At 68.4% G+C, this 11,828-nt stretch carries 7 protein-coding genes; 4 read left to right on the forward strand and 3 right to left on the reverse strand.

Annotation, left to right across the window (positions count from 1 at the left end):
- Positions 1-47: 47 nt before the first annotated feature.
- Positions 48-2,939 carry a TonB-dependent receptor gene (locus tag K3A85_RS02945; RefSeq protein ID WP_225205002.1) on the reverse strand — a complete coding sequence of 964 codons (2,892 nt, stop codon included), beginning with the start codon at positions 2,937-2,939 and terminating at the stop codon, positions 48-50.
- Positions 2,940-3,288: 349 nt separating this feature from the next.
- On the opposite strand from K3A85_RS02945, the gene K3A85_RS02950 reads away from it, so the two are divergent.
- The 4 genes from K3A85_RS02950 to K3A85_RS02965 all read left to right on the forward strand — a co-directional run bounded on the left by K3A85_RS02950 (position 3,289) and on the right by K3A85_RS02965 (position 8,212).
- The gene (locus K3A85_RS02950) at positions 3,289-3,981 is read left to right on the forward strand and encodes a SapC family protein (RefSeq protein ID WP_225205004.1); all 693 of its coding nucleotides are present in this window, start codon (positions 3,289-3,291) and stop codon (positions 3,979-3,981) included.
- A 1-nt stretch (position 3,982) separates the two neighbouring features.
- Positions 3,983-5,038 (forward strand): cupin-like domain-containing protein, encoded by a 1,056-nt coding sequence (locus K3A85_RS02955; RefSeq protein ID WP_225205005.1) that lies wholly within the window; start codon positions 3,983-3,985, stop codon positions 5,036-5,038.
- 169 nt (positions 5,039-5,207) lie between these two features.
- The gene (locus K3A85_RS02960) at positions 5,208-6,314 is read left to right on the forward strand and encodes an alpha/beta hydrolase (RefSeq protein WP_225205006.1); all 1,107 of its coding nucleotides are present in this window, start codon (positions 5,208-5,210) and stop codon (positions 6,312-6,314) included.
- Entirely contained in the window at positions 6,314-8,212 is a 1,899-nt protein-coding gene (locus K3A85_RS02965; protein WP_225205007.1) for an NPCBM/NEW2 domain-containing protein, read from the forward strand. Before K3A85_RS02960 ends, K3A85_RS02965 begins: the two co-directional genes overlap by 1 nt.
- A 427-nt stretch (positions 8,213-8,639) precedes the next feature.
- Here the strand turns inward: K3A85_RS02965 and K3A85_RS02970 are convergent, their stop codons facing one another.
- Both K3A85_RS02970 and K3A85_RS02975 read right to left on the reverse strand, forming a co-directional pair.
- Positions 8,640-10,202 (reverse strand): alpha-N-arabinofuranosidase, encoded by a 1,563-nt coding sequence (locus K3A85_RS02970; protein ID WP_225205008.1) that lies wholly within the window; start codon positions 10,200-10,202, stop codon positions 8,640-8,642.
- Positions 10,203-10,225: 23 nt separating this feature from the next.
- Positions 10,226-11,641, reverse strand: a complete 1,416-nt coding sequence (locus K3A85_RS02975) for a sugar porter family MFS transporter (RefSeq protein WP_225205009.1) — start codon at positions 11,639-11,641, stop codon at positions 10,226-10,228.
- Positions 11,642-11,828: the final 187 nt, after the last annotated feature.

Genomic DNA, 11,828 nt, shown 5'->3' on the forward strand with positions numbered 1-11,828 from the left:
GGGAGGGGGCCGGCCCTGTCGAGGCCGACCCTCCCCTTCACGTCACATCAGTAGTTGAACCGCGCGCCGAAGACAAAGCGGCGACCGTACGAATACGTGTCGAGCGCCATGTTCGACCAGCGTCCGTAGGTGCTGTAGGTCGAGTTGTTGAGGTTGGTCGCCTCGCCGAACACCGAGAACTGCGGCGTCACCTTGTAGCTGGCGCTCGCGTCGATCTGGAACTGCTTGTTCACGTTGACCGGCTCGGCGCCGAAGGTGCCGCCCTGGCGCTGCCCCAGCTGGAGCAGGTAGCTGTCGCGCCAGTTGGCGGCGACGCGGACTTCGAGGCCGTGCTTGTCGTAGAACCCGACGAAGTTGGCCGAGTTGGCAAGCCCGGTGATCGCGAAGGCCGAACCCGAGATGTCCTTGGGATCGAACTTGCGGTTGGTGGAAACCAGCGTGGCGTTGGCGGTGAAGCCGAAGCCGCTTTCGCCGAAGACCTGCTGCCAGGCGATTTCCACGCCGCGCACCACGCCGTCCGGACCGTTGACCTTGCCGTTCACCTGGAACTGCGCGGGCTGGCCGGTAAACGGATCGAGCACGCCGTTGATCGTCTGGGTGCTCACGCCGCCGACGATGAAGTTCGAGATGAACTTCATGAAGCCGTTGACCGCGAAGTACGAGTTCGGCGCGTAGTAGTATTCGGCGCCGAGATCGAGGTTGTCGGCGAGGTACGGCTTGAGGTCGGCATTGCCGCCCGACGCCGCGAGGCTGCCCTTGCGCAGCGTGCCGAGGTTGATCGTCGGGCGCAGGTCGCCCAGCGCCGGACGGGTCAGCGTGCGCGAGGCATCGAAGCGCAGCACCAGCTTGGGCGTGACTTCCAGCTTCACGTCGATCGAGGGCAGCAGGTAGTTGTAGCTCGATTCCCGCGTGATGATCTGCTGGGGCGTATAGGTCTTGACGTTGATCAGCGTCGGGTCGGTCGGCACCGTCTCGAGCACCACCGGATTGCGCCCGATCGCCCCGGAGGTGAGCTTGGTGTATTCGTCGCGCACCCCGGCGTTGACGTGGAACGGCATGTCGCCGAGCTGGGTGTCGAAGCTCACGCTGAGGTAGCCCGAGAACGTCCGCTCGCGCACGTTGAGCACGCTCGAGGGATCGAACGCCGGAGCGGTCGTGCCGCGGCCGGTGGCTTCGAGCACCTTGTAGACCGCGACCGGGTCGTAGACGATGATCGCGGGCGCGAGGCTGCCCTTGTAGCCGGGGATGAAGCCGTTGGTGTTGATCGTGCCGAGGTAGACGCTGTCGGGCAGCGGCGCGACCGCGCCGGTGCGGCCCGACGGCGCGCCGTAGCCGCCGTAGCGGAAGAAGGTCCCGTTGACGAAGGGGTTCTGCCCTTCCTGGTGGAACTTGTTTTCCTGGTAGCTGCCGCCGAAGCGCACCTTCACGTCGCCGCCGTCGTACTTGCCGCCGATCTTCAGCTGCTTGACGAGGTCGGTGTAGTAGTTGGGGAAGCCCGCGATCACGTGGCTGCCGATCAGCGAGCGGTCGGTGAACTTCGAGACGTTGCCGGCAGGGCCGACATCGTGGATCGAGGGCAGGTAGTCGGCGCTCGAACCGCCGATCTTGACCCCGGTGTTGGCGCCCAGCACCGTCGAGTAGGTCGAGCACGAGGTCGGCGGCGTGGTCGCCGTCGCACCTGCGGGATAGGCGCAGCCGGTCGAGACGAACGGACCGTTCGGATCGGCGTTGGTGCCGCCGTAGCCGATGTCCATGGCATTGTCGTAGCCGTTGTTGCCCGGGTTCAGGATCGAGCGCGACAGCGAGGCGTCGACGTCGAAGCTCAGCGCGTCGGTGGCGTTCCACTTGAGGTTGCCGCCGACCATGTAGGTCTGGTTGATGGTCCGCGCGAGGCTCGCGTTGAAGTCCATCGGCGTGCCGAACTGGTTGAAGTCGACGACGGTGCCGTTCTCGTCCTGCTTGACGTTGCGCAGGTCGTCGCCGTTGAACCAGGCGCCGTAGCCGAAGGTGTCGGTGTGCAGCGTCTGGCGGGTGAAGTTGCCGTCGATCGTCAGCAGCACGCGGTCGCTCGGACGCCACTGGTAGGCAAGACGGCCGTCGAGGCGCTCGTCACGCGTGGTGATCTGGTTGGCGCCGACCTGCTGGGGGAACCAGCCGAGCTTGTTCTTGTTGGCCGGCGTGAAGTCGCTCGTCGCGCACGCGGGGTTCGCCTGGCAGGCATAGAAGTAGTTGCCGATCCAGCCCGGGATGAACACCTGGTTGGCGTCGGTATCGACCCGGCGATAGGCGGCATAGGCGAGGAAGCCCATCGTGTCGTCGGCGAAGGTGGTGCTGAACAGCCCTGCGCCCGAGGGCGTGACCTTGCCGTTGCGATCCTGGACCGAGCCCGAGGCCTTGAGCGCGATCTTGGTGCCGTTGCTGTCGAAGGGCTTGGGCAGCGCGACGTTGATCGTCGCACCGATCGCGCTGTTGCCAAGCTCGACGTCCGGAGTCTTGTAGACCGCGATGGTCGAGACGAAGTCCGAGCCGATCGTGGTGAAGTCGACCGCGCGGCCACCCGATGCGGTCGACAGGTGACGGCCGTCGAACTGGGTGTCGTTGAAGTCGCCGCCGAAGCCGCGCACGGTCACGCCGGTCGCTTCGCCGCGCGCCCCCGACCGCTGGATCGAGATGCCGGGCAGGCGCTGGATCGCGTCGGCGACGTTGGCGTCGGGGAACTTGCCGATGTCTTCGGCGGAGATCGCGTCGACCACGCCCGAGGCGGTGCGCTTGATGTCCATGTTCCGCTGGAGCGAGCCGCGGATGCCGGTGACGATGATCTCTTCCGACGCGCTCGCGGTCGTGGCGGGCCCTTGCGCAAGGGCAGGCGCGGCGATCGCCAGCGCCAAGGTGCTCGCTGCCGCCCCCAGCGCCAGCCGCGAATTGAATGAAGTCCTCATACCCTCTCCACCTCTTTCTCTGACGGACCCCCCCGTCCGGGAATGCGATGGACCGTCGATCCGCCCGGGCCGCAGAGCCGGAAGCGGATGAAAAGCACCGATATGCGCAAGGAACAGCCCGGCAGCCATGCTGCGGGCAATCGCTCTCCACGCCGGTGCTCTGTCGGTCACCTTGCCGTGCCTGTCTAACCGATGACGGTAGCGCTATCAACAGCAAATTGTCTGTCTAATTTCGCGGAAACCGGTTACTGTTGCACAAACCACGCAGGCCGGTTGCGACTGGCGATGGTAGCGTGCACATGCGCCGGCGCAGGCCCAGCGAAAGGCGCGGGAAACAGGGAGAGGACAAGTGGCCGAGCAACTCGAGATCCTGAACAGCGAGGTGCATCGCATGCTGGCGATGCACCCGATCGCGGCGCCGCATCCGCATGTCGTGCAGATCGTCGCGGGCGAGATCGAGCAGGCCGCGGCCTGCTGCCCGGTAGTCCTGACCAAGTCGCCCGAAACGGGGCGATTCGCGCTGGTCGCGATGTTCGGGTTCCAGCCGGGCGAAGTCCTCGTCGAAGGCGCTGCCGAGGGCACTGCCGCGTTCCTGCCGCTCGACGTGCAGCGCCAGGGCTTCTTCGCCGCCGACGACAACATCGCCGTCGACCTCGCCCACCCGCGCTTCGCGCCGGGCGGCAGCATCGCGCTGTTCGACGGTCTGGGCGGGCCGACCGACGAGATGCGCGCGGTCCAGCGCGCGATCGGCCGGATCATGGGCAGCGCGGCACAGACCGAGCAGTTCATCGCCGCGCTGGTCGAGCAGCGGCTGATCGAGCCGGTCGACGTCTCGCTGTCGTTCGACGACGGCCAGACCCTGTCGCTCGGCGGGCTCTACACGGTCAGCGGCGATGCGCTGGCCGCGCTCGACGATGCCGGCGTGGTGCGCATGTTCCGAGCGGGCTGGCTCCAGGCGGCGCTCGCGATCCGCGGTTCGCTGGCGCAGATCGGCGTGCTCGCGCGGCGCCGCAACGAACGGCTTGCCGGCGCCTGGGGCTGACGTGGCGGCCTTGCCCGAAGCAGGCGGCCGGGCCGCCGAAGCCGCCGGGCTTGTCGAACTGGCGGCGGACGATCCCGCGCTGCGCGATCCCGCGGCGTTCCGCGGCACGGTGGTCGCGGCCGGGCGCCCGGCGGTGATCCGCGGCCTGTGCGCCGATCTGCCCGCGACAGGCGCCGCGCGCCGGTCGCCCCGCGCCGCGCTCGATTACCTGCTGGGGTTCGACGTCGGCCGTCGCCCGCAGGTCTTCACCGCCGCGCCCGAGATCGGCGGCCGCTACTACTATTCCGACGACCTCGCGGGCTTCAACTTCACCCGCAGCGAGCGTTCGCTGGCCGAGGCCTTCGCGCTGATCGAGCGGCACATCGACGATCCCGCGCAACCGACAAGCTACATCGGCTCGCTCGTCGCCCCCGCCTACCTGCCCGGATTTGCCGAGGCCAACACGCTGCCGGCGGTGCCGGCGGGGACCGAACCGCGGCTGTGGATCGGCAATGGCTCGACCGCGGCCTGTCACTACGACGCCTACGAGAACCTTGCCTGCGTGCTCGCCGGCGAGCGCCGCTTCACGCTCTATCCGCCCGATGCGATCGGCGATCTCTACGTCGGGCCGATCGATCGCACGATGGCGGGCCAGCCGGTGAGCCTCGCCGCCGCCGCCGCCGATCCTTCCGCCTACCCGCGCTTTGCCGCGGCGCGCGCAAGGGCGATCACCGTCGAGCTTGCCGCAGGCGATGCGCTGTTCCTGCCCAAGCTGTGGTGGCACGAAGTTGCCGCGCGCGCGCCGTTCAACCTCATGCTCAACTACTGGTGGGATGCGACCGCGACCGGCCCCGACGCCCCGCTGCTCGCGCTGCTGCTGGCGATGATCACGATCGCCGAGCGGCCCGAGGCCGAGCGCGCCGCCTTCCGCGCCTTCTTCGACCACTACGTGTTCCGCCCCGATGGCCATCCGCTGGCGCACCTGCCCGAAGACCGGCGCGGCGTGCTCGGCGATCTGTCCGGCGCAGGCTACGGCCAGATCCGGGCCATGGTGCTGCGCGCGCTGCGCGGCGGGTGAGCCGCTTGACAGCGAAGCGAAAACGCAATCTACTCCGAGTAATAGAGACCGGCGGCATGGGCACTGCATGACCGAGCCGGTCCGGCCCTGCCCATCGCGCATCCCTGTCGCGGCGCTTCGCCGCCGGCGGGCGGCGCGTGACGGCCAACCCCGTCGGAGAGAGATGCCCATGCGCCAGACCCGCGCCCTGTTCCGTTCGCTCGCGCGCGCCGCCGCGCCGCTCGCCCTGTTCGCCACGTTCGCCCTCTTCGGCCCGGCCGCCGCCGAAGCGCAGGTCGCGACCGCCGCGCCGCCGCGGGTGCCCGGCGCCGCCGCGGTCAGGATCGAGCGGATCACCGTCCATTCGCCCGCGCTCGAGGGCGCTCTCGAAGGCGACAGCGCCGATCGCGAGGTGCTCGTCGCGCTGCCGCCGAGCTACGGCAAGGCGCCCGGCCGCCGCTATCCGGTGGTCTACGCCCTCCATGGCTACTCGATCGGCGCGCAGCAGTGGACGAGCGAGATCCACGTGCCCCAGGTGATCGAGGACGCCTATGCCCGCGGCGCGCGCGAGATGATCTTCGTCTTCCCCGACAGCAAGACGGTGCACAACGGCGCGATGTATTCCTCCTCGGTCACCACCGGCGACTACGAGACCTTCATCGCCCGCGATCTCGTCGCCTATGTCGACAGTCACTACCGCACGCTCGCCCGGCGCGAGAGCCGCGGCCTCGTCGGCCATTCGATGGGCGGCTACGGCGCGACGCGGATCGGCATGAAGCACGCCGACGTGTTCGGCGCGCTCTACCTGATGAGCCCGTGCTGCCTGTCGGCGCGCGGGCTGTTCGGCGTCACGCCCGAAGCGATGCAGGCCTATGCCGCGATGAAGAGCCCGGCCGATTCGGCGAGCCTGCCCTGGGCGCAGCGCGGCGCGCTCGCCGCCGCCGCGGCCTGGTCGCCGAATCCTGCGAACCCGCCGCTCTACCTCGATCTGCCATTGACCGCCGACGGCAAGCCGCGCGACGACGTGCTCGCCAGGTGGGCGGCCAACGCGCCGCTCGCCTTCGTCGACCAGTATGTCGGCAACTTGCGCCGCTATGCCGGAATCGCGATGGACGTGGGCGACAAGGACGGGCTGAAGGACGACGCCGGCCGCCTCCACGAGGCGCTCGACCGCTACCGCATCGCCAACCGCTTCACCGTCTACGACGGCGACCACACCAGCCGCGTCGCGTTCCGCTTCGAGGAGCAGGTCGTGCCCTTCTTCAGCCAGCATCTCGCGTTCGGAGCGGCCCGCTGATGCTGCGCCTTGCCGCTGCAGCATGGCTCGCCACGTCGGCGCTCGCCGCGCCCGCGCTCGCCGCCGACGATCCCCTCGCCGCGCGCGGCCGGTGGAGCGTCACCACCCGCGGGTCCGCGCCGCTGCCGCCGATGGGCTGGAACAGCTGGAACGCCTTCGGCACCGACGTCGACGAGGCCAAGGTGCTCGCCTCGGCGCAGCTGATCGTCGATTCGGGCCTCGCCGCCAAGGGCTACCGCTACGTCAACATCGACGATGGCTGGTGGGCGAGGCGCCGCCAGAGCGACGGCCGCGTGCTCATCCGCACCGACAATTTCCCCTCGGCCCGCACCGCCGACGGCGCCACCAGCTTCCGCCCCTTCACCGACCGCCTCCACGCGATGGGGCTCAAGGCCGGGATCTACAGCGAGATCGGCCGCAACAGCTGCGGGCAGATCTACGGCGATCCCGCCGGTCCCGGCCAGCCGTCGGGCAGCCAGGCCGAACGCGAGATCGGACTCTACGGCCACATCGACCAGGACATCGCGCTCTACTTCGGCGAATGGAACTTCGACTACATCAAGGTCGATGGCTGCGGCATCCGCGCACTCGCGCCCGACAGCCAGCAGGTCACCTCCGGCCGCCTGCGCGCGCTCGCCCCGCTGATCGACTACGATACGATCCCGCGCACGAACATCCCAGCGGTCAAGGCCCTGTTCGACGAGGTCGGCCGCGCGCTGTCGCGCAGCAAGCCTGCCAACGAATTCGTCCTGTCGATCTGCCTGTGGGGCTCGGCCGACGTCCGCTCGTGGGCGCGCACGATCGGCAACCTCTCGCGCACCAGCGAGGATATCTCGCCCAACTGGGAGCGCATGCTGCACAACCTCGATTCCGCCTCGCGGCGCGAGCTCTATGCCAAGCCGAACAGCTGGAACGATCCCGACATGCTGTTCGTCGGCAGCGGCGAATTCGACGATGCGCACCTCGTCGAAGCGCGCTCGCACATGACGCTCTGGGCCATGCTCAACGCGCCGCTGATCATCGGCTTCGACTTGCGCAAGGCCTCGCCCGCGATGATGGGCGTGCTCGGCAACGCGCAGGTCATCGCGCTCAACCAGGATGCTGCGGCCAACCAGGCGGTGCTCGCCTACGATGGCGACACCGTGCAGATCTTCGTCAAGACGCTGGCCGACGGGACCAAGGCGGTCGCGCTGTTCAACCGCAGCGGCAGCCCGGTCGACGTCAAGCTCATCGCGGCGCATCTCAAGGTCCGCGCCGACCAGCCGGTCACCCTCACCGACCTGTGGGACGGCGGCACCAGGTCCTTCACCGACGAGATGCCCGTCCACCTCGAGCGCCACCAGACCCTGCTGTTCAAGGCGAGCGGCGCGCGCACGCACCCGGGTGGGCTCTACCTTTCCGAACAGCCCGCCAACGTGAACCCGGCGGTCGACGGCGTCGTCCACCCGATGCCCGATCCGATGATCCACCGCGGCCTGCTCCCGTGGCGCTCGACCAGGGCCGATGGCGAGCACCCGATCTACGGCGGCTGGGGCGGCGCCCGCGCCGACGCAACGCCCTTCGCGCAGACCCCGAAACTCGCCGGCAAGCCCTACGTCAGCGCCATCGGCACCCTCGCCAATTCCCGCCTCGAAGTGCGCAACGCCGGCTTCGCCACGTTCACCGCGCTCGCCGGCATCGACGATTCGGCTGCGGATTCCACCGCCCGCGTCCGCTTCGCCGTCTATGCCGACGGCAAGCTCCTGCAACAGACCGACTGGCGCAAACCCGGCGACGCCCCGGTCCCCATCGCCGCACCGGTAAAGGGCGCCAGGATCATCGAACTCGTCGCGCAAGGCAACCGCCCGGAGATGCAGACCGTGGCCGTCGACTGGGCCGAAGCCGCGCTCGATCGGTAGGCGGCATGAAAAGCACAGGACCGGCGCTTTCTCCCCCTCAGGGGTAAGGATTTAGTCGGAAACCCGGAAGAGGAACGACAGCTTCCGCCCGAACCAGACTTACCCCGACAAACGAGATATCCGTCACCCCGGGCTTGACCCGGGGTCCCGCTAATTTTCCGAGCACCCCGCTGGCCGCCAGAAGCGGGATCCCGGGTCAAGCCCGGGATGACGGAGGCGCGTAAGGAAGCCTGCAAATGGCAAAGTCCGCTTCCCACCAAAACCCCCATCACCTCATACCTGCCCCAATGCCCCGGTTCCCTCCCGCCGCCTCACCCCCGCAAAAAAATCGGCCCGGAAAGCGCGACGCCTTCCGGGCCTTTCAGTTGAGTTGCGGCGGCCTCACGAAGGAGGAGGAGGGAAGGCCGCCGCAGGGCACATCGTCAGATCACTTCGATACTTTCACCACCGTCACCGATCGCGGCGGCAGGGCGATCGTCACGCCGCTCGCGGACGCCTTGCCGCTGATCGCCCTGGGCGCGACGAGCGAAGGCGCGTCAAAGGTGTTCACGCTGTCGACCCTGGGCGCGGTCAGGACATCGCCGCTCGCGCTGCGGAAGCCGGGGATCGTCACGCTCGTGCCCGCGTCGGGATCGACGTTGACCAGCGAGACCCAGACCTGTCCGCTCTTGTCCTTCGCCGCGATGGCATCGACGCGCGGCAGCTTGCGCTCGCCCACCGCCAGCTCGCCGGCGTCGAAACGCACCGGCGCAACCTGCGCGTCCTGGAACGGCACGTACATCCTGAACACGTGGTAGGTCGGCGTCAGCACCATCTTGCCGCCATCGGTCAGGATCATTGCCTGCAAAACGTTGATCATCTGCGCGATGTTGGCGATCTTCACCCGGTCGGCATGGCGCGCGAAGATGTTGAGGTTGAGCGCTGCAAGAATGCCGTCGCGCATCGAGTTCTGCTGCTGCAGGAAGCCCGGATTGCTTCCCGGCGTGGGCGAAAGCCACGCGCCCCATTCGTCCACCGCGATCAGCAGCTTCTTCTCGGGGTCGTACTTGTCCATGATCGCGCTCTGCCTGGCGAGCAGGCTGTCCATCTTCAGCGTCTCGCCGATCACGATCGCGTATTCGTCGTTGCCGAAGCCCGTCGCGGGCAGGTGCGGCGGCCAGCCGCCGGTGGTGTAGTTGTGCAGCGAGACGCCTTCGATGTCCCACGAATAGACGTGGGTGCTCCACGCCTTCATCACCTGCTCGGTATAGTCGAGCTTGTCGCCGTCCCAGCCGACCGCGATGCGCTTCATCTTGTCCTTTTCGCGCTGCGCCGGATTGAAGTTGCGGGTGAAGTTCGAAAAGCGCTTCATCTCCTCGACGTAGTGGTCGGCGCTCATCGCCCCGCCGCAACCCCAGTTCTCGTTGCCGAGGCCGAGGATCGGCACCTTCCATGGCGCCGGGTGGCCGTTGGCCGCGCGCTCTTTCGCCAGCGAGGTGTCCTTCTCGGCGGTGATGTATTCGATCCACTGCGCCGCTTCGGCCGCCGTGCCCGAACCGATGTTGACCGAGACATAGGCGTCCGCGCCGATCTGCTCGGCGAAGTCCATGAATTCGTGCGTGCCGAAGGCATTGGATTCGGGCACGCCGCCCCAGTTGCTGTTGACCTGCACCCGCCGCTTCTCGACCGGGCCGATGCCGTCGCGCCAGTGGTACTCGTCGGCAAAGCACCCGCCCGGCCAGCGCACGTTGGGCACCTTGAGCGCCTTGAGCGCGGTCACCACGTCGCTGCGGATGCCGCGCACGTTGGGGATGGGCGAATCCTTGCCGACCCAGACCCCGCCGTAGATCCCGGTGCCGAGGTGCTCGGCGAACTGGCCGAACACGTTGCGGTCGATCACCGGTCCGGGGCGCGCGGTGTCGATCGCGACGGTGACGGCGGGCTGCTGCGCCGCCGCCGGGGTCGCGAGGACCGCCAGGGTGGCGAGCAGCGCATGCTTGAGGGTCTTCATGTCGAGTGCTCTCCCGCGCGTGCTCAATGCCCGCCCCAGCCTTCCATCTGCTCGAGCTCCTTGCCCCTGGTCTCGGGCAGGAACGAGCGCACCAGCCAGAAGCTGACGAAGGCGCTCACAGTGTAGAGGACGTAGGTCTCGGCCAAGCCGAGGCCGCTCGCCATCGCCGGGAAGCTCTGCACAACGGCGTAGTTCGCGCCCCACTGGGCGAGGCCACAGACCGCCAGCGCCGAGCCGCGCAGCTGGTTGGGGAACATCTCGCCCAGCATGATCCACATGATCGGGCCCCAGCTCATGTTGAAGAACACCACGTAGATGTTCGCCGCGATCACCGCGATCAGGCCGAGCTGCTGGTCCATCTGCAGCGCGCCCGCCGCATCGAGCGTCCCTTGCGAGAAGGCCCAGCTCATCGCGCCGAGCGAGAGCGCCATGCCCGCCGAGCCGATCAGCAGCAGCGGCTTGCGGCCGATCCGGTCGACCAGCGCCATCGTCACGAAGATCGCCGCGATCGAGACGAGCCCGGAAATGATGTTGCGCTCTAGCGCCGCCTTTTCCGACACGCCGGCCAGCTTCCACAGCGTCTCGCCGTAGTAGAAGATCACGTTGATCCCGACGAACTGCTGGAACACCGCGATGATCAGGCCCGCCCAGACCACCGGGCGCAGCACGGTGCCCGGCGCCAGCACGTCGGCAAGGCGCGGCCGGTGGTCGCTCGCGAACGAGGCGCGGATCTCGTCGACCTTGCGCGCGGCGGCCGCCTCGCCGAACAGGCGGGCAAGCACGGCGCGCGCCTGCTCCTCGCGCCCGCTCGAGACGAGGTAGCGCGGGCTTTCGGGAATGAACTGCAGCGCGACGAGGAACACCACCGCCGGCACCGCCTGCGCAAGGTACATCCAGCGCCAGGCCGGCGTTCCGGCGAGCAGGCCGAGCGAATCCCCGGCTTCCTGCGCCAGCACGTAGTTGACCACGAAGGCGAGCGTCAGGCCGGTGATGATCATCACCTGCTGCACGCTCGTCAGCCGCCCGCGCACCTCGGCGGGCGCGACTTCGGAGATGTAGGCGGGCGAAAGGACGCTCGCCGCGCCCACCGCCATGCCGCCGAGGAAGCGGAACACCACGAACAGCGCGTGGTTGCCGGTCGTGCCCTGCACCAGCGCGCCGACCAGGAACAGCACGGCGGCGAGCACCATGATCCGCTTGCGGCCGAAGCGGTCGGCCATGCGCCCGGCAAGGAAGGCGCCCGCGGCGCATCCCATCAGCAGCGAACCCACGGTGAAGCCGAGGCCATTGTCGTCGAGCGCGAAGGCTGCCTTGAGCCCGGCCTGCGTCCCGTTCACCGCGCCGCTGTCGTATCCGAACAGCAGCCCGCCGATCGTCGCCACCGCCACGATCGCGGCGACCAGCGCCATGTTGACCCTATCCTGCTGCGCTGCAGCCATCCTGTCCTCTCCCCCATCGTCGGCCTGCCGTCTTGCGGCCTGGCCCGAATGCTGCCGACTTGCCGGTGAAGCACAAGCCGGCGCCGTTTATGATAGCGCTACCTTTGTATCGCCGCGCGGATTTCGCGCAAGCCTCAATTGCGCCGCGCCGCCGCTTATTTACAAACAGCGTTGCCAAGCACTCGCG

This window comes from Novosphingobium huizhouense (assembly GCF_020179475.1).
GTDB classification, from domain to species: Bacteria; Pseudomonadota; Alphaproteobacteria; order Sphingomonadales; family Sphingomonadaceae; genus Novosphingobium; species Novosphingobium huizhouense.